At 56.2% G+C, this 16,585-nt stretch carries 20 protein-coding genes and 1 tRNA gene; 11 read left to right on the forward strand and 10 right to left on the reverse strand.

Going from position 1 to position 16,585, the window contains the following annotated elements:
* Positions 1-86 precede the first annotated feature (86 nt).
* Positions 87-362, forward strand: coding sequence for a hypothetical protein (locus tag IHQ71_RS00225; RefSeq protein WP_258159873.1), 276 nt, complete (start codon positions 87-89; stop codon positions 360-362).
* 6 nt (positions 363-368) lie between these two features.
* On the opposite strand, the gene argB is transcribed toward IHQ71_RS00225, so the two are convergent.
* Positions 369-1,256: an acetylglutamate kinase gene (argB, locus tag IHQ71_RS00230; RefSeq protein ID WP_258159874.1), complete on the reverse strand. Its 888-nt coding sequence runs from the start codon at positions 1,254-1,256 to the stop codon at positions 369-371.
* A gap of 162 nt (positions 1,257-1,418) precedes the next feature.
* Here argB and IHQ71_RS00235 point away from each other — a divergent pair, with 162 nt between their 5' ends.
* The 3 genes from IHQ71_RS00235 to IHQ71_RS00245 all read left to right on the forward strand — a co-directional run bounded on the left by IHQ71_RS00235 (position 1,419) and on the right by IHQ71_RS00245 (position 3,437).
* Positions 1,419-1,952: a sigma-70 family RNA polymerase sigma factor gene (locus IHQ71_RS00235; protein ID WP_258159875.1), complete on the forward strand. Its 534-nt coding sequence runs from the start codon at positions 1,419-1,421 to the stop codon at positions 1,950-1,952.
* Positions 1,949-2,668 (forward strand): anti-sigma factor domain-containing protein, encoded by a 720-nt coding sequence (locus IHQ71_RS00240; protein ID WP_258159876.1) that lies wholly within the window; start codon positions 1,949-1,951, stop codon positions 2,666-2,668. Before IHQ71_RS00235 ends, IHQ71_RS00240 begins: the two co-directional genes overlap by 4 nt.
* Positions 2,669-2,876: 208 nt before the next feature.
* On the forward strand, positions 2,877-3,437 hold the full coding sequence (locus IHQ71_RS00245) for a fasciclin domain-containing protein (protein WP_258159877.1): 561 nt from the start codon (positions 2,877-2,879) through the stop codon (positions 3,435-3,437).
* Between the two features lie 76 nt (positions 3,438-3,513).
* On the opposite strand, the gene IHQ71_RS00250 is transcribed toward IHQ71_RS00245, so the two are convergent.
* From IHQ71_RS00250 to rpmH, 7 genes are all read right to left on the reverse strand, one after another.
* On the reverse strand, positions 3,514-3,957 hold the full coding sequence (locus tag IHQ71_RS00250) for a GNAT family N-acetyltransferase (protein WP_258159878.1): 444 nt from the start codon (positions 3,955-3,957) through the stop codon (positions 3,514-3,516).
* Position 3,958: 1 nt separating this feature from the next.
* Positions 3,959-5,323: an amidase gene (locus IHQ71_RS00255; RefSeq protein WP_258159879.1), complete on the reverse strand. Its 1,365-nt coding sequence runs from the start codon at positions 5,321-5,323 to the stop codon at positions 3,959-3,961.
* Positions 5,324-5,336: 13 nt separating this feature from the next.
* Positions 5,337-5,990, reverse strand: coding sequence for a ribosome biogenesis GTP-binding protein YihA/YsxC (gene yihA, locus IHQ71_RS00260; protein ID WP_258159880.1), 654 nt, complete (start codon positions 5,988-5,990; stop codon positions 5,337-5,339).
* Between the two features lie 57 nt (positions 5,991-6,047).
* Positions 6,048-7,025: a DMT family transporter gene (locus IHQ71_RS00265; protein WP_258159881.1), complete on the reverse strand. Its 978-nt coding sequence runs from the start codon at positions 7,023-7,025 to the stop codon at positions 6,048-6,050.
* A 135-nt stretch (positions 7,026-7,160) separates the two neighbouring features.
* Positions 7,161-8,948, reverse strand: coding sequence for a membrane protein insertase YidC (yidC, locus tag IHQ71_RS00270; RefSeq protein WP_258159882.1), 1,788 nt, complete (start codon positions 8,946-8,948; stop codon positions 7,161-7,163).
* Positions 8,932-9,306 (reverse strand): ribonuclease P protein component, encoded by a 375-nt coding sequence (rnpA, locus tag IHQ71_RS00275; RefSeq protein ID WP_258159883.1) that lies wholly within the window; start codon positions 9,304-9,306, stop codon positions 8,932-8,934. Before rnpA ends, yidC begins: the two co-directional genes overlap by 17 nt.
* 36 nt (positions 9,307-9,342) lie before the next feature.
* Positions 9,343-9,483 (reverse strand): 50S ribosomal protein L34, encoded by a 141-nt coding sequence (gene rpmH / locus IHQ71_RS00280; RefSeq protein WP_258159884.1) that lies wholly within the window; start codon positions 9,481-9,483, stop codon positions 9,343-9,345.
* 283 nt (positions 9,484-9,766) lie between these two features.
* Between rpmH and IHQ71_RS00285 the strand changes: the two genes are divergently transcribed.
* The 7 genes from IHQ71_RS00285 (at position 9,767) to IHQ71_RS00315 (ending at position 15,626) form a co-directional block, all read left to right on the forward strand.
* A complete protein-coding gene (locus tag IHQ71_RS00285; protein WP_258159885.1) occupies positions 9,767-11,239 on the forward strand; it encodes a HAMP domain-containing sensor histidine kinase in 1,473 nt (490 codons plus the stop codon).
* Between the two features lie 135 nt (positions 11,240-11,374).
* Positions 11,375-11,451 (forward strand) — tRNA-Arg (locus IHQ71_RS00290).
* A 385-nt stretch (positions 11,452-11,836) separates the two neighbouring features.
* On the forward strand, positions 11,837-13,150 hold the full coding sequence (locus tag IHQ71_RS00295) for a DUF6538 domain-containing protein (RefSeq protein ID WP_258159886.1): 1,314 nt from the start codon (positions 11,837-11,839) through the stop codon (positions 13,148-13,150).
* 10 nt (positions 13,151-13,160) lie between these two features.
* On the forward strand, positions 13,161-13,337 hold the full coding sequence (locus IHQ71_RS00300) for a hypothetical protein (RefSeq protein ID WP_258159887.1): 177 nt from the start codon (positions 13,161-13,163) through the stop codon (positions 13,335-13,337).
* Between the two features lie 471 nt (positions 13,338-13,808).
* Complete coding sequence (locus IHQ71_RS00305; RefSeq protein WP_258159888.1) at positions 13,809-14,606, forward strand: hypothetical protein; 798 nt, start codon at positions 13,809-13,811, stop codon at positions 14,604-14,606.
* A 21-nt stretch (positions 14,607-14,627) separates the two neighbouring features.
* Complete coding sequence (locus tag IHQ71_RS00310; protein WP_258159889.1) at positions 14,628-15,023, forward strand: WYL domain-containing protein; 396 nt, start codon at positions 14,628-14,630, stop codon at positions 15,021-15,023.
* 36 nt (positions 15,024-15,059) lie between these two features.
* Positions 15,060-15,626: a hypothetical protein gene (locus IHQ71_RS00315; RefSeq protein WP_258159890.1), complete on the forward strand. Its 567-nt coding sequence runs from the start codon at positions 15,060-15,062 to the stop codon at positions 15,624-15,626.
* A 160-nt stretch (positions 15,627-15,786) separates the two neighbouring features.
* Here the strand turns inward: IHQ71_RS00315 and IHQ71_RS00320 are convergent, their stop codons facing one another.
* Together IHQ71_RS00320 and IHQ71_RS00325 are read right to left on the reverse strand one after the other, a co-directional pair.
* The gene (locus IHQ71_RS00320; protein WP_374990069.1) at positions 15,787-16,236 is read right to left on the reverse strand and encodes a TspO/MBR family protein; all 450 of its coding nucleotides are present in this window, start codon (positions 16,234-16,236) and stop codon (positions 15,787-15,789) included.
* Positions 16,237-16,303: 67 nt separating this feature from the next.
* Positions 16,304-16,501 carry a hypothetical protein gene (locus IHQ71_RS00325; protein WP_258159892.1) on the reverse strand — a complete coding sequence of 66 codons (198 nt, stop codon included), beginning with the start codon at positions 16,499-16,501 and terminating at the stop codon, positions 16,304-16,306.
* Between the last annotated feature and the right edge of the window lie 84 nt (positions 16,502-16,585).

The following is a 16,585-nucleotide window of genomic DNA, read 5'->3' on the forward strand; positions in this document are numbered from 1 at the left end:
TCGATGCATTCCGGCCCATCGGCCTAATACCGCTTGCGTCAGTCCCGATTGTCTGCTGTGTGCCCAAAACACATAAGGAGCATGAAATGGCCTTCGATCCCGCGAAAACCCTGTCGAGCTACAGCGAAACGCCATGTTCCGTGCAGGTCTGGTCAGCAGAGACGATGTCTGCCGAGTTCAATTCCCTGTCCGACGCCGTGGCCTTCGCCAAGCAGCACAATGGCAAATGGAACGATGTCGAGATCACCGTGCACCTGAAGCGTGAGGACATCGTCTACGGCAGCGACAAGTGCCACATGATGATAGACGCGCTCGAGCGCGCGTTGAAGCAGGCCGCCGGCCCATCGCGGCCTGCTGATTGATATCCCTCACGGTACGATCAGCGTGCCGGCACCGACCTCGGTGAACAGTTCGAGCAGCACGGAATGGGCGGTCTTGCCGTTGAGGATGACCACGCCTTCGACGCCGCCCTGGATCGCCTCGATGCAGGTCTCGACCTTCGGGATCATGCCGCCGGAAATCGTGCCGTCCTTGATCAGCGCACGGGCCTGCGAAACCGACAATTCCTTGATCAGTTCGCCTTGTCTGTCGAGCACGCCGGGCACGTCGGTCAGGAACAGCAGGCGCGTGGCATTGAGCGCCCCGGCAATGGCGCCGGCGAATGTATCGGCATTGATATTGTAGGTATGGCCATCGCGGCCAGGAGCAACTGGAGCAATAACCGGGATCATCTCGGAGCGGGCAAGCAGGTCGAGCAGCGTGCGATCGACTTCCACGACCTCGCCGACGAAACCGAGATCGAGCACGCGCTCGATGTTGGAATCCGGATCGGTGACCACCTTCTTGGCCTTTTCGGCGAAGACCATGTTGCCGTCCTTGCCGCAGAGCCCGATCGCCCATTCGCCGGTCTGGTTGATCAGCGCCACGATTTCCTTGTTGATCGAGCCGGCAAGAACCATCTCGACCACTTCGACCGTCTTCTGGTCGGTAACGCGCAAGCCGTTCTCGAAGCGAGATTCGATGCCGAGCTTGGCCAGCATTGCACCGATCTGCGGGCCGCCACCGTGGACGACGATCGGGTTGACGCCGGATTGCTTGAGAAGCGCGATATCGCTGGCGAAGGCCTTGCCCAGTTCGGGGTTGCCCATGGCATGCCCGCCATACTTCACCACGATCGTCTTGTTCTCGTAGCGCTGCATGAAGGGCAGGGCCTGGACGAGAAGGCGTGCCTGGATTTCGCTTTCGGACTGGGACATTGAGGCCTCGAACTAGGGGATTGGCAAATTCGTGAGCCTCTTTAACCGATGTTTTTGTCACATGGAATGATCCGTCCGAGGGAATTCGACGTATTTCCGGCATCGAGTCATGCCTGCCCTTCCGGGCGGGTGAATACGAATGACCCAAGGGACGAACGCCTTATGGACGAGTTGGCTACCTTGCTGGGACGCGTGGCGCTCCGCGACCGCCCCGCCTTCGCGTGCCTCTATGATCTTACGTCGGCGAAACTTTTCGCCATCGCTTTCCGTATCTTGAGAGACAAAGGTGATGCCGACGAGGCTTTGCAGGAGATCTATATCAAGGTGTGGCAGAGAGCCGAGCGCTACCAGCCCGAACAAGGCAGCCCGATGACCTGGATGGCGGCGATCACGCGCAATCACGCGATCGACCTGATCAGGGCGCGCAAGCCCGAGGCATCCCAGATCGACGAGGCCTTCGATCTGGCATCGGAGAGTGCCGGCCCCGAGGAGAACGCCATCAATACGAGCGAAGGCAAGCGGATTGACAGATGCATGAAAACGCTCGAATCTGATAAAGCTGAAGCTGTCCGGCGCGCCTATGTGGAAGGTTTGAGCTACCAGGAACTCGCCGATTTCTATAAGGTACCGCTGAACACGATGCGGACCTGGTTGCGGCGGAGCCTGATGAAACTGAGAGAGTGTCTGGAGCAATGAGCGAGAGACCTGAAGAATGGGATCGCAGCCGGGACGAGATCATCTCCGGCGAATATGTGCTCGGTGTCCTCTCGGCCGAAGACCGCCGCAAGGTCGAGGCCCGCATGGCCGTCGATCGCCGCTTCGCCCAGCAGGTGCGCCGCTGGCAGGCCAATCTCTCCGGTTTCAACGAAGACTACGAGGATATTCGCCCGCCCGCCGATCTCTATAACAGGATCGAGCGGCGGATATTCGGCACTGGAGAGATCAGGGCGCCAGGGCTGCTCGAAGGCATCTGGGGCTCCGTGATGGTGTGGCGCGGCCTGACCGTCGCTTCGCTGGCGATTGCCGCGGGCGTCATCTATTTTGAAGGCACCACCTTCCTGCCCGGCACGCGTGAGAAGCCCTTGGTTGCGGAATTGAGTGGTCAGAATTCGCCGATCAATCTCGTCGCCACGTTCGATTTCGATTCCGGCCGGTTGAGCGTTGTGCCAGCAGCGTTCAAGCAGAACGAACCGCAATCGCTCGAAGTGTGGATCATCGATGAAGGCAAGCCGCCGCAATCGCTCGGCATCCTGCCCGACAACGGCAATGGCGAGATCATCGTGACCAACGAGATGCGTAAGACCTTCACTGAGGGCAAGACCATCGCCATCACCATCGAACCCTATGGCGGTGCACCCGGCGGGGCTCCCACGGGACCGATCGTCGCTCAGGGCAAGACCCGCTTTCTCTGACCGTTAACTTTTCGTGCCTTTGAATAATGCCGCCTTCGGGCGGCATTTTTGTTTTGAAACAATGCCTTGTGTTTTCCCGGAACAAATCGCCTCCAGATCTGAAACTTAATTTCCGGGGCGCCCGTAATTCATCATATCTCCGGCAAGACGGGGAACGCTGAGCCCCTGGCCGGCGATGCAACTTGAAAACTGGGAAGGAAATTCGAACATGCTCAGGACCTCGCTTCGCAATCTCGCCATCGTCTCCGCTCTGGCCGGCTCCGCCATGCTTGCCAACGCCGCGATGAATCCCGAAGTCGGCGGCGCGCCGATGTACGCCACCAAGAACATCGTCGAGAATGCCGTCAATTCGAAGGATCACACCACGCTGGTCGCCGCCGTCAAGGCCGCTGGACTGGTCGATACGCTGACAGGCAAGGGCCCGTTCACGGTTTTCGCGCCCACCAATGCCGCCTTTGACGCCCTGCCGGCCGGCACCGTCGATACGCTGCTGAAGCCCGAGAACAAGGACCAGCTCGTCAAGGTGCTGACCTGCCACGTCGTGGCAGCCGATGCCATGTCGGCCGCGATCGACAAGATGATCAAGGATGACGGCGGCATGCACCCGGTCAAGACCGTCGGCGGCTGCACGCTCACCGCCTCCGAGAAGGACGGAACGATCATGCTGACCGATGAAACCGGCGGCGTAGCCACCGTGACCATCGCCGACGTCAAGCAGTCGAACGGCGTGATCCACGTGATCGACAAGGTGCTGCTGCCGAAGGGCTAAACCCGCTTATTTCGGCTGTAGTGAGACCGCCTCGGCAAAGAACCCTTGCCGGGGCGGCTTTCGTTTGAGCAGCGTCTCAAGGCGCCAGATCGTAGGTGATCCAGTTTGTCCGCGTGGCGATCCGGTCATAGACCGAGCGGGCGCGGTAATTGTCGTCGCGCGTGATCCAGCGGATCACCGACCAGTTCCTCTCGCGCCCGAGCGCAGAGGCAGCCGAAAACAGCTGGTCCACCGTGCCGCCGCCGCGCTGGCTCGGATCGACGAAAAGGTCGTCGAGATAGCCGGCGACAGTCGCCGAAAGCGGCCTGAGGAATTCGCGGATATGGGCAAAGCCGACCGGCCGTCCTTCCTCGTTGAGCGCCATCAGGCAGATGATCCGGCCTTCCATGATCCAGCTCCAGGTGCGGTCGCGCATCTCCTGGTTCTGCTCGATCTTGTAATATTCGGCATAGGCCGCGTAGAGCACGTTCCAATCGGCATGGTGCGGCGCGACGTCGGTAATGATCAAATAGTTCGCCATGTCAGCCTCTCACGTTCTCTTCGGCGGCAAGTGCCACGCCGAGCAGGTGTTCGTCCGTATTCGGCAGGCCGGAGAGCAGCAGCCCCACCGGCATTCCGGCAGCGCCGGTGCCACATGGAATGGAGACACCGCACCAATCGAAGAAATTGCCGATAAGGGTGTTGCGCAGCGTCTTGCCATTCGTCTTGAAGAAAAGTTCGTCGTCCTTGGTCAGCGGCGCGATGGGTGGCGCGACATGCGGGAGCGTCGGCGAGACGATGATTTCATCAACCGCAACAATCCTCGACAGCGAGGCAATCATCCGTTCACGCGCCTCCAGCAAGGCAACATAATCCGTCATCGCGGTCTTGGTGCCCAGCCGCATGCGCATGGCGACGATGCGATCCATCGTTGCCGCTTCAGGCGCATCGAGCCGCTCACGGTGCAGGGCATAGGCTTCGGCGGTGACGAGCGGCCCGTGCTTGGCGTAGAGTTCGAAAAGCTCGGTGAAATCAGGAAAGGCCTGGCGGCGGATTTTTGCGCCAGCCTTCGATAGCCGTCCCAGAGCTGCCTCGAATGCGGACGCGACCTCGGGTTCGATCTCGTCAAAGAAGATTGTCTCGGGCACGACGAGAGACACGCCTTCGAGCGAGCGCCTGCGGACTTCGGAGCCGGTCAGCCCACGCATGGCGGCGTCGATCCAGACGGCATCCTGCACCGTGCGGCAGAGGGGACCGAGAGAGTCGAGGCTTTTGGACAGAGGAAACACGCCCTCCATCGAATAGCGGCCGCGGGTGGATTTGTATCCAACAATGCCGTTGAAAGCGGCGGGGATGCGGATCGAGCCGCCAGTGTCCGAGCCCATGGCAACCGGCACCAGGCCAGCAGCCACTGACACACCGGCACCTGACGACGAACCGCCGGGAATCCTGGGCTCGTCCGTCGAATGCGGATTTTCCGGCGTGCCGTAATGGGGATTGATGCCGAGACCTGAAAAGGCGAACTCGGTCATGTTGGTCCGCCCGATCGCAACCATGCCGGCGGATTTCAGGGCGGTGACAATCGCTGCATCTTTTGCGGCCTTTGGCGCATTGGCAAGGATAACCGATCCGGCCGTCGTCGTCATGCCTTCGAGATCAAAGAGGTCCTTCCAGGCGATCGGAATGCCATCCAGCAAACCTAACGACCGCCCGTCTTTGATGCGCTGCGATGAAGCCTTGGCTTCAGCAATGGCGCGTTCGGGCGTCAGGCTGATGAAGACCGATTGATCGCGATAGCCACGAATTCCATCCAACGTTTCCTCGGCCAGCGCGACCGGATCGAGCGCCCCGGACTGGATGAGCACGGAAAGCTGGGCGATGGACTTGCCTGGATTGCCTGACGTCATGATGGCCTCTTCGCTAAAGGTTCAGAACCTCGATGATCGCCGCGCGCAACGTGTCGATCCCTTCGGATTTCTCCGACGACGTCGCGAGGATGAAGGGATAGGCGGCCGGGTGCTTGGCGATCTTGGTCGAGGTCTCCGCCTTCAGCTTTTCGAGCGCGGGCGGCTTGATTTTGTCCGATTTGGTCAGCACGACCTGATAGGAGATCGCGGCCTTGTCGAGAAGGTCGAGCACCTCGTCGTCGTTCTTCTTGATGCCGTGCCGGCTGTCGATCAGCACATAGACGCGCTTCAGCGTCGAGCGTCCACGCAGATAATCGAAGACCAGCTTGGTCCAGTTGTCGACCTGCTCCTTCGGCGCTTCGGCATAGCCGTAGCCCGGCATGTCGACAAGCGCGCAGGGCGGCATGTCGTCGGCGCCACCGGAATAGCCGTCGGGCACGAAATAGTTGAGCTCCTGTGTCCGTCCCGGCGTGTTGGAGGTGCGGGCAAGGCCGTTCTGGCCGACAAGCGCATTTATCAGCGACGACTTGCCGACATTCGAACGGCCGGCAAATGCGATTTCGGCCGGTCCCTCGGGCGGCAAAAACTTCATTGCCGGCACGCCGCGGATGAAGATCCAGGGACGGGAGAACACCTTCACGTCAAGGTCGGGCTGGAGATTGGCCATGAATGGGCTCGCATTTGCTGACAGGACTTCGCGACTTCCGGGTTTTATACCCGATTGTCAAGCCTGCGCTTCAGGCTTCCTCAGCGCCGAGAGCAGGTATCCGAGCAAGGCGGCAAGCAGAATGGTGCCGCCGACGATGGTTTCGATGCCAGGCACTTCGTCGTGGAAGATCGCCACCCACACCGGGCTCAGCATCGTCTCGGCCGTGCCGAGCAGAGCTGCGAACGCCGCCGGGATCATACGCGCCCCGGTCACGAAGAACGCCATGCCGAGCCCGAGATTAAGGGCACCGAATGCCATGAGGATGGCGAGTTCGCCGCCGGTGACCTGCAGCGATCCGGCCTGCGTTGATGCGACCAGTGCTGCCGCGAAACAGCCGATGCTGGCGCCCGGCGTCTGGCGGACATTCTTGAACCGGCGCGTCACGACCGTCACCATGGCGAAGACGATGGCGATGGTCAGCGCGAGCAGGTTGCCGAACCAGGCGTATCGCATGTCGATGCCGGGATTGGTCTCGGCCATCGTAGCACTGTCGATGAAGCCAAGGCCGAGCATGTCGTCGGCCTGCGCGATGAACGGTCCGCCCATGACCATGATCGCAACGCCGATAATCACGGCGACGATGGCGATCCAGGTGGTGAGAGAAATGCTTTCGCGATAGATGATCCAGGCCATCAGTGCCGCGAACAGCGGCACGCCCGCCTGGATGAGAACCACATTGGCGACGGTCGTGTAGCTGATGGCGATGATGAAGCAGGTCGAAGCGGTCGCGAAGCCTATACCGACCAGCAACCCGGGAATGCCCATGTTCCGATAAAGCCGGAGCGTCTCTCGCGGACCATCGCGGACCAGCAGGAAGCCGCAGAGGAAGATGCCGGCGAACAGCGCCCGGTAGAAAACGATGGTCCAGCTGTCCTCGATGTCAAGGAATCGTGCGATGGCGCCGCCGAAGCTCCAGAACAGGGCGGAGAGGAAGACGAGCGTCGCGCCGACCTTCTCCTGCGATGCGGCACTGACCGCGACTGTCTTGTCCATGGGAGCGTCAACCTCGAATATGAGAAAAGGCCCCCGAGAGGAGCCTTTTCCGGATGGCCTATTTAGCCATGTCTCATGTCGCATCCAGACGTCAAAAGCGACATCCGTAATCCATGAAATAATATCAAGTCACATTCACGCCGATGATGGTTTTCGCCGGAACAGGCGTATCAGATTGTCGAACAGCTCGATCTTGGCGCCGTTGCGCTTCATGATGATGCCCTGCTGCAGAACCGAGAGCGTGTTGTTCCAAGCCCAGTAGATCACGAGACCGGCCGGGAAGGCCGCCAGCATGAAGGTGAAGATCAGCGGCATCCAGTTGAAGATCATCGCCTGGGTCGGATCGGGCGGCGTCGGGTTCATGCGCATCTGCACGAACATGGTGATGCCCATGATGATCGGCCAGACGCCCAGCATCAGCGCATGCGGCGGGGTCCACGGGATCAGGCCGAACAAGTTGAAGAGGGTGGTCGGATCGGGTGCCGACAGGTCATGGATCCAGCCATAGAACGGCGCGTGGCGCATTTCGATGGTGATGAAGATGACCTTGTAGAGCGCGAAGAACACGGGAATCTGCAGGAGCACCGGCCAGCAGCCCGCAAGCGGATTGACCTTCTCTTCCTTGTAGAGGCCCATCATGGCCGTCTGCAGCGCCATCTTGTCGTCGCCGAGCTTGGCCTTCAGCTCTTCCATCTTCGGCTGCAGCATCTTCATCTTGGCCATCGACGCATATTGCCGGTTGGCGATCGGGAAGAAGAGCAGCTTGACGATGACGGTCGTGCCGAGGATGGCGAGGCCGAAATTGCCGAAATACTTGTAGAGCCAGTCCATCAGCTTGAACATCGGCCGGGTGATGATCTCGAACCAGCCCCAGTCGATCAGCTTGTAGAAATCGGTGATCTGGCCCTGTTCGTCATAGGAGTCGACCACATCGACTTCCTTGGCGCCGGCAAAGACGCGGGTGTCGAAAGTCTTGCTTTCACCGGCCTTGAGCGCCCCGCTCGCTTCCCGGTAGTCGGCCTGGAAGAGTTGCTGGCCGGTCGAAGTGTGATTGAATGAGGACTCGAATGTCACGCCCTTGGGCGGCACGATTGCCGCAGCCCAATACTTGTCCGTAATGCCGAACCAGCCATCCGAGATGCCGGGATGCTTGACGGGCGCCATTTCGCGGTCGAAATCGGCTTCCTCGAGTGTGCCATTGAGAACGCCGATATAGCCCTCGTGCAGGACGTAACCCGCGGCAATCTCGGGCATGGTGTAGCGCACAATCCGGCCATAGGGCGTCAATGGGACATCCGCGGCGCTGGTGTTTTTCACCGTGTCGGCGACCTGGAACATATATTCGCTGTCGACCGAAATCTGGCGGGTGAACTCAAGGCCGGCGGGCGTCTTGTATGTCAGCTTCACCGGGGTTTCCGGCGTAAGCTTGCTGTTGCCATCGACCGTCCATTTGGTGGACATCGAGGGAAGGCCCGCATTCAGTGCGCCGGTATAACCGAGTTCGACGAAATAGCCGTCCTTGGTGTTGCCGGGATTGAGCAGGGTAATGAGCGGGCTGCTCTTATCGACTGTCTCGTGATAATTCTTGAGCTTCAGGTCGTCGAGACGGGCGCCGGTCAAGTTGATCGTGCCCGAAAGCTTCGGCGTATCGATGACGACGCGCTGGGACTGCGCCAAGGCCTGGTCGCGGGTGACCACCGTCACATTCGCGCCCTCTGTGCCGGGAACCGGCTGGCCGGTTGCATCGAGAACCACCGGCTTGGTGGCCTGTTCAACCTTCTGCTGCTTGGCGAGTTCGGCCTGGCGGGCTTCCTCGATCTGCCGCTGGGTTTCCATTTTCGGACCCATATAGAAGAACTGCCAGACAAAAACGATCAGCACGGAGAGAACGATCGCCAGATAATAATTACGATTTTGTTGCATCACTCTTTCCCGGTGCCCGGCTCTTTATTTGGTGCCGGCTGGAAATGCGCGTTACGAGCGCCTTTGTCAATTCGGCAAATGGTGCATCGAGCACATCGCGGTGGCCGACGAACACATAGTCATGTCCCGGCAGCATTTCAAACCGGCCGGACAGCCGTACGGCCTCCTTCAGCCTGCGGCGAATGCGATTGCGCTCGGGAGAATTGCCCTGCTTCTTGGTAACAGTGAAGCCGGTGCGCGGCGCCTCCGATGGCGCTTTGCGGTCGAGAACCTCAAGGATGAAATACGGTCCACGCCGTCTTTCACCGCTCCTCATACGCAAAAACTCCGGCCGGCTTTTCAGCCGACCGGGGTTCATTTCGTTTTTCGGATTTTCCGACAAGGTCCGACAGCGTCAGGCGCTGAGACGCTTGCGGCCACGGTTGCGGCGTGCTGCAAGAACCTTGCGGCCACCCTTGGTGCCGAGACGTGCGCGGAAACCGTGGCGGCGCTTGCGGACAAGCTTCGACGGTTGATAGGTACGCTTTGTAGCCATTTATTTAATTACCGCGGAGTGCGGCCCTTCTTGAATTTTAGCGTTTTTTGATTTCGTCCGGACTTTTGTCCCTCGGGACTGGCCTTCCGAACGTGGCGGTCTCTTACGGAAAGCAGCCCTCAAAGTCAACAACTGCCCTGAAATTCACCCGTTTGGTGCCATATTCAGTGCGGAGTGAACCGTACGTATAGGCTGCACGTAACAGAAAACATTCGGAAAATTGCTGGTTTTTCTCGCCACGTCTTATGTTAGAGGAAACCGGCGAAACGAACTGATATCCTTGATGCCGGATATTTCGGAGCTTGGCGTGGACAAGGCGGTCAAAACAGCGGCGATCCTGTCGCCCGCGGAGGGCGATCGCATACCCGTGACGTCGAGGCTGTCCACCAAGTTCCTCGCGCTCACCGTCATCTTCGTCGTTCTTGCCGAAATCCTGATCTTCGTGCCTTCGGTCACCGACATGCGGCTGTCCTGGTTGCGCGACCGGCTGAATACGGCCGCCGCCGCGGCGATCGTGGTCGACGGCCTTCCCGATGTCGAACTGCCGCGCCCGCTGCAGGACGACACGCTGATGGCGACCGGCACCAAGGCGATCGCGCTCCACAAGGCTGATATCACGCGGATGATCGTGGTCTCCGACATGCCGCCGAGGGTGAACGCCCGCTACGATCTCTCCGACAGCGATTTCCTCACCGATGCGCGCGATGCCTTCGCCACGCTGCTGTTCGGCGGCGATCAGGTGTTTTCCGTGCGCGGCCCGATCGGGGAAAGCGGCATGGATATCGAACTGGTCATGGGTGACAAGGCGCTCAGGAAGGCGATGCTGACCTATACCAAGGAAATCCTGCTCTTCACGGTGATCATCTCTTTCATCACCGCCTCGATGATCTTCCTCGTCATCAACCGCACGCTGATCCGCCCGATAGCGCGGATGACATCGAGCATGCAGGCCTTCGCCGAGGATCCGTCCAACCCCGGCGCGATCGTGCAGCCGCCGAAGGGCGACGACGAACTGGCGCTCGCCGCGCGTCACCTCGCCTCGATGCAGGGCGACCTGCAGAAGACCATCAGGCAGCAGAAGAACCTCGCCGATCTCGGCCTCGCGGTTTCCAAGATCAATCACGACATGCGCAATATCCTGTCCTCGGCGCAACTGATGTCCGATCGCCTCGCCGATGCCGACGACCCGGTCGCCAAGGGGCTGTCGTCGAAGCTCGTGCGCACGCTCGGCCGCGCCATCGGCTATTCCTCGGAGGTCCTGTCCTATGGCCGCGCCAGCGAGACAGCCCCACGGCGCGGGCGAATCGCGCTACGGCCGCTTGTCGAAGACGCGGGCGAAATCCTCGGCCTGAGCGCCGGCACCGACATTTCCTTCGCCATCGACATACCGCGCGACCTCGAGATCGACGCCGACCCCGAGCAACTCTTCCGCGTCCTCTATAATCTCTGCCGCAATTCGCTCCAGGCGCTGGAGGCCGATGATGGGCCGAAAAAGGCGATAAGCGTGACCGCAAGCCGCAACGACGACCGCGTGCAGGTAACCGTCGACGACACCGGTCCCGGCATGCCGCAAAAGGCGAAGGAGAATCTCTTCTCGGCCTTCCGTGGCTCCGTGCGTGCCGGCGGCACGGGCCTCGGCCTCGCCATCGCGCGGGAATTGATCGAGGCCCACCGCGGCTGGATCGTGCTTGAGGACAAGGATGAGCGCGGCACCCGCTTCCGCTTCGAGATACCGGACCGTACTCCGATTACCTAAGATATTGAAGTAACCGGCTATTTCGAAGTTTTCCATGCCGGTGTCGAAAAATTTTCACGAAATCGCTTGCTTTTCAGAGGCGAACGAATTAGTGGATCGCCTCGCAGCCGGAAGCAACGCCGGGTCCTGCAATACGCACCCGTAGCTCAGCTGGATAGAGCATCAGACTACGAATCTGAGGGTCGGACGTTCGAATCGTTCCGGGTGCGCCATTTTATCCAATAAGTTCAATGATTTGAAGCGAATGAACAGAATTCGCTACGATTCTTGCTACAAAACCGATTCATTTTCGGGCGAGATCGTTTGAATCTCTATGCGCACTAGGTCCGCATTGCGTAGATGTTCTTCACGTTCTTTAAGGTTGAAAAATCTTGAAAACTTTTATACATCGATATAGGAAGTACTGAAAAATTTTGAAAATAGTATAGACAACGATTAACCCATATATATTTAGATTAGTTGTTGACGCATATCGAGCATTAGCTTATATCACGTTCAACAGGACGCAAATCATGAAGTCTAGGGAGTCTAGGCAGATTTTTGTCGCAAGGCGAATTTTCTGCCGTGGATAATCCACGGATTTTATGGAGTGCATCGATGAAGCAAAAATATCTGCATAAGCGCGGCGACTTTTTTCAATACCGTCGTTCCGTCGCGCCACGATTACGGCCCATTGTTGGCCAAACCGAATGGGTCAAATCTCTCCGAACCTCGGATTCCAGCGAAGCTGCAATTGTCTTTGCGAATTTTCATCGCAAAATCGAAGCGCTTATCAAGTCGTGTGAAGGCGGCATGCTGCATGATTTTTCTGACATCGAACGTCTTAAGAAGCTTGCACGCGATCTTGGTTTGACGACGGTCGATACATCGGCGATTCAAAGCGCACACGTTGACGTGGCAACGCTCACGAGCGCGCTGGAAGCGGTCGTCCGAAATGTTATAATTTCGATGGATTGGCACGCGCCGACACGCACGCAAGTTTCTGCATTGGCTTCTACAGTTCGCACAATGGTGACGTTCCGAGAAGTCGCGGAATGGTATGAGGAACATACGCGCGATAGATGGACATCCAAGCACACGTCCCGTGATCGCGAGAAGTATTATAAGCCAATTTACGCCGCAATTTCCGACTTTGAAATTGTAATCCCGAATGCCAACTTTCTTTCGCTAACTCGGAAGGACGTGCAGAAATTTCGCGGATACATGATTTCGAAGGTCGAAGCAGGAGAGATAAAACCACATACCGTAAACAAGAAATTTATGAATCTTCGAAAGATGACATCCGCATATCTGAAGGATGAACTCGCCGACCTTGATAAAGCAAATCCCTTTGATGGAGTGAAGCTAAAGGACACTCGAAAGGGGAAGCGCCCGCCATTCACCGCGATAGAAATGGCGTCGGTCAAAATTCATCTAGGCACGTCGGCAAGCAACGACGAATTGCTCGCCATCAATTTCATAGGCATGGAAACAGGCGCAACGTGTAAGGAATTGTGCCTTTTGACCCAGTCAGACATTCATCTGACTGGCGAGATACCATATATTCGAATTGCCGAGAATGAATTCCGTGACCAAGTGAAATCCGGCGGCGCACGCCATCGCGACGTTCCCCTTCTAAATGACGCTCTAAAATGGGCGAAGCGGTTTCCAGATGGCTTTCCTCGCTATCGTCGGACGAATGGTTCGGAAGCCGTTTCCGCCGCGTCCAACAAGCTTCTTGCGGCGGTAACAGACAAAACGTTCTACTCGTATCGACACACGATGGCCGACAAACTCCGAAATAGTGGCTGTTCCGATAGTCTGAAGGATGCAATTCTTGGCCATACGACGCCCGGTATGGGCGCCCACTACGGCGAAGGCTTCTCACTTGCGATGAAGCGCGACGCGTTGACGCTCGCACTTGCGCTATAGGACAATCGGCATGTTAGAGTTCGATTACCATCGCCTCGCGACGGACGACCGCTATAGGCAAACCATCATTGCTGGATTTGACCGCGCTATTGTATTTTTCGGTAAGTACGGATTTCATTGCGAAATGATTGAATTCCGACGTGTCAAAAAAGTTATCAAGGCAATGTTCGATGAAGATACTTCCTAGATTTGGCGATACAACGGCCAAGTCTGGCCTGCGCGCCGTCGCCGAAATCGTTTGGCGGTTGGGGCTAAGTACGTCACGCGTCAAAAACGCCCGCAATCAACTCGCGAAATTATTGCAGCTTTTGGGAAACGCAACTGATAAATTGCCCGGCTGTTCGGAATAAATCGTTCGACTTTTCGAGTTTTTTGTGTTATGTTGTGGACAATCAAATTGCGAAAGATTTTAGTTTTTCACGCTTGGTTGATCCCCAAAGACCATAAATAAGAATGATTGATCGGCTCGCGGGCCGTTGCCGTAACCCTATTTCTTTGTCCAAAACTTGCTGGAAATAGTCGGCTGATAGCAATCCCAATCTGAAGAATTTAAGAACGCGGAAACGCGGGCTATAGATAACTGTATCCAAACCAAACTAACAATAAACAGATAATAATCGATAGCGATTACCAACTGCAGTCATAAGGAAAATACATAATGCTTTCAATTGAAGCACTAAAAAACAAACCAATTAATATTGAATTCAAATCAACCGACTCCTACAAGCTATCGCCAACTGGATTTGATTACCAGTCACTTGAAACGAAAGTTTGCACCAAATGGATTCAACATAAAGCTAAATTTGATATTACCACCAACGACAATCAAATTAGCATGGAAGAAGTAGACCAATCGATTCAAGAAAATTTATATTTTGTTACTATTCAATTCAATCCGAAATATGTTCCAGCGAATTTTAAACCACATCAATTACCGGCGTTGGCCGACGCGATAGCGTCCTTCTATAATTCGATGTGCAAAGACTTTATAGATTTCGCGTTTGGCGGGAATGCAAAATTCCTTCCGCTCTTTATCGCATACTTCGATGGAGACGGATCACGTCATTCGGATCATGTGACGGATATCCAGACGCCACATTACCACGGGCTTTTCCTCTTGCATCCGAAGACACGGGTCGCTTTCGAGGCATGGCTCTCTGGAAATAGCATCGATAGGAAAATTGATGGCCATCCATACAAGTCCGTATCGGCGCGCGATCACTTCCCACTCGAAACAGTAAATTTCTCGAAATTTGATCCAGATCGCGGGTCGCTGGAAGACATGGTTTCGTACGTCACCAAATACGCCCGTAACGACCGATATGTAAAAGGCAATGGCGATTTCTTCGAACTTTCGACGGTCTTTCCACGGGTGCCAAAGTGGATGTATCCCTTTTACAAACGGTCCAACATCATCGAAGCCGGGAAGCTCGCATCCTTCGAAAAGAATAATTAATTCATATAAATAGAAACAGAAATGACAGAAACTCTATCCCTTACCGAACCCAAAACCCACATCGATCTAACCCTTTCGGAAATCGACGAGCCGCCATTCTTCGATGCCATTGTCGAGGCGATTGAAAGCCGCCGCGTCATCACACTTCGATACGAGAATGACCGGCTTCCTCGCCTGTTCGCGCCATATTTCTTTCGTCTCGCCAAGAACGGCAATTTCGTCGTCATTGGGATGCAAATCGAGAACCCGAATAGCTTGGACGGTGCCGAAAATCAGCGCCGGACATTTGACGTTTCTAAAATTGCTTCACTAAAAATGACGATGGAATTGTTCGTGCCGGTCGATACGGTTAAGGCCGATGATCCATCGCATGCAACTGGCATCATTGCATCCGTGTTGCCTTGGAAATACCCTTGAAAATTCTTCTCTTAGAGACTTGGGGAATATTCAAGAATGGAACCTGATTTGGACTTCTTGGGTTTCAAGGTCGAACGTTCCGACGACACAAACGACCATGAAATCAGATTGCTTGTGAACGAGAGAGACGTTCTGAATGGCCATCTTGGCCTGGACCCGCCAGACTTCTTTGGTCAATCCGAACTATTGAAGGGCGGGTTAGCCCGGATTGGCCGATGTGGTTGCGGAACAGTCGGTTGCGATGACGTTTGTGTGCAGGTGACCATTGAAGATGCAATTGTATGGCGTGGCAACAATGAAACTTTCAAATTCTTGCCAAAATCCTACTTTGCATGGCTCTATGAAGCGGCGAATGATCGAACTTGGGAAGATATAAACAGACGTACCGAACGATTGGTTAGTGATGTTTTCGAGGATATCAGCATACAAACCGGCGAGTCTTTTCGATGGGCGAGCGCCCGAATCGAAGCCGGAAAAATCCATCTTTCCTTTGATAATGGTACGGGTCGCCAAGTCCTTTTGGAATTTCCATGGCGCGGTAATGATCCCTCGGAAGCCGTCAAATCCGCACGCATCCTGTTGAATGAAATCGCGAGCGCGTGATACACAAAGCTGGGATTTCTTCCGACTGGAAGAAACTGTTGCCCATCATCGCACCAGATCCTTGGTCATCGGTCGCATTTTAACCAGTGAAGTCGAATCGAAAAACCGGCAAAATTCTTTGTGCGATTTGGTACGGACGTGTTTGGCGAAGGGCATGGCGTCAATTTGCAAACGCTATCCAGCCATTCAGAACGGTCGCGAAAGCTACCCAAGCTGCATAAGGGACGAAGCACCAACGGGCTTTGTCGTCCCTCGCCAATAGAAGGAAGGCGATGATGCTGAATAGCAATAGGACGATCATCGCCAAGGCCGCGAACGGCATTTGAAGGCCGAAGAACACTGGCGACCAAGCGTAATTCAATGCCATTTGCACAAACCAGACGCGGCCTGACCATCCGGACAACCCTTCAATCATCATGACTCGCCAGCCGGCGATAGCAATTAGGACATATATTAGCGTCCATGCCGGGGCGAATAGCCAATTGGGCGGGTTGAATGGCGGCTTTTCAAGGGAATGGTACCAAGCGCCGGGTGCTGTCGAATACCCAATCAACAACCCGACCGATACGACGACAATGATAAAGAAAGCGAGCGAAATGTATTTGTTCATGCCGATCATACGCGGGAAGCCGGGTACGGGTTCACTTGGATGAATCTTCAGACAGGTCGCGCGACAGTCAGAACAGCCGACCCGTCATTGCGTCTCCCGCTCTGCCACGAAAATCTTTCATCGCTTCAATTGCGCATTCGAGGGCTTCGATGGCGTCGGCTTCGGTCAATCCCTCGTATTTCGCACGGTCGATCAACGCCTGAAGTTCGTAATACGTCTGAAGCCGAAAAATCTCTTGCTTTACAATGTTTGCCTTCGCCATCATTTCCCCGTCACCCGCAATCAATTCGACCAAGAAACGACCGACAAAATTTGAAGTTTTTTGCCGGTCGTCTCACGCGTGGTAAAC

This window comes from Rhizobium sp. TH2 (genome assembly GCF_024707525.1).
In the GTDB taxonomy this organism is placed as follows: Bacteria; Pseudomonadota; Alphaproteobacteria; order Rhizobiales; family Rhizobiaceae; genus Rhizobium_E.

Bases quoted from the DNA above. Each gene is read 5' to 3' on its own strand.
- IHQ71_RS00235 (WP_258159875.1), top strand. From the start codon at position 1,419: ATGGACGAGTTGGCTACCTTGCTGGGACGCGTGGCGCTCCGCGACCGC.
- IHQ71_RS00250 (WP_258159878.1), bottom strand. From the start codon at position 3,957: ATGGCGAACTATTTGATCATTACCGACGTCGCGCCGCACCATGCCGAT.
- rpmH (WP_258159884.1), bottom strand. From the start codon at position 9,483: ATGGCTACAAAGCGTACCTATCAACCGTCGAAGCTTGTCCGCAAGCGC.
- argB (WP_258159874.1), bottom strand. From the start codon at position 1,256: ATGTCCCAGTCCGAAAGCGAAATCCAGGCACGCCTTCTCGTCCAGGCC.
- IHQ71_RS00300 (WP_258159887.1), top strand. From the start codon at position 13,161: ATGTTAGAGTTCGATTACCATCGCCTCGCGACGGACGACCGCTATAGG.
- IHQ71_RS00295 (WP_258159886.1), top strand. From the start codon at position 11,837: ATGAAGCAAAAATATCTGCATAAGCGCGGCGACTTTTTTCAATACCGT.
- IHQ71_RS00305 (WP_258159888.1), top strand. From the start codon at position 13,809: ATGCTTTCAATTGAAGCACTAAAAAACAAACCAATTAATATTGAATTC.
- IHQ71_RS00225 (WP_258159873.1), top strand. From the start codon at position 87: ATGGCCTTCGATCCCGCGAAAACCCTGTCGAGCTACAGCGAAACGCCA.
- IHQ71_RS00240 (WP_258159876.1), top strand. From the start codon at position 1,949: ATGAGCGAGAGACCTGAAGAATGGGATCGCAGCCGGGACGAGATCATC.
- IHQ71_RS00285 (WP_258159885.1), top strand. From the start codon at position 9,767: ATGCCGGATATTTCGGAGCTTGGCGTGGACAAGGCGGTCAAAACAGCG.
- yihA (WP_258159880.1), bottom strand. From the start codon at position 5,990: ATGGCCAATCTCCAGCCCGACCTTGACGTGAAGGTGTTCTCCCGTCCC.
- IHQ71_RS00320 (WP_374990069.1), bottom strand. From the start codon at position 16,236: ATGAACAAATACATTTCGCTCGCTTTCTTTATCATTGTCGTCGTATCG.
- IHQ71_RS00315 (WP_258159890.1), top strand. From the start codon at position 15,060: ATGGAACCTGATTTGGACTTCTTGGGTTTCAAGGTCGAACGTTCCGAC.
- yidC (WP_258159882.1), bottom strand. From the start codon at position 8,948: ATGCAACAAAATCGTAATTATTATCTGGCGATCGTTCTCTCCGTGCTG.
- IHQ71_RS00245 (WP_258159877.1), top strand. From the start codon at position 2,877: ATGCTCAGGACCTCGCTTCGCAATCTCGCCATCGTCTCCGCTCTGGCC.
- IHQ71_RS00265 (WP_258159881.1), bottom strand. From the start codon at position 7,025: ATGGACAAGACAGTCGCGGTCAGTGCCGCATCGCAGGAGAAGGTCGGC.
- IHQ71_RS00310 (WP_258159889.1), top strand. From the start codon at position 14,628: ATGACAGAAACTCTATCCCTTACCGAACCCAAAACCCACATCGATCTA.
- IHQ71_RS00325 (WP_258159892.1), bottom strand. From the start codon at position 16,501: ATGATGGCGAAGGCAAACATTGTAAAGCAAGAGATTTTTCGGCTTCAG.
- IHQ71_RS00255 (WP_258159879.1), bottom strand. From the start codon at position 5,323: ATGACGTCAGGCAATCCAGGCAAGTCCATCGCCCAGCTTTCCGTGCTC.
- rnpA (WP_258159883.1), bottom strand. From the start codon at position 9,306: ATGAACCCCGGTCGGCTGAAAAGCCGGCCGGAGTTTTTGCGTATGAGG.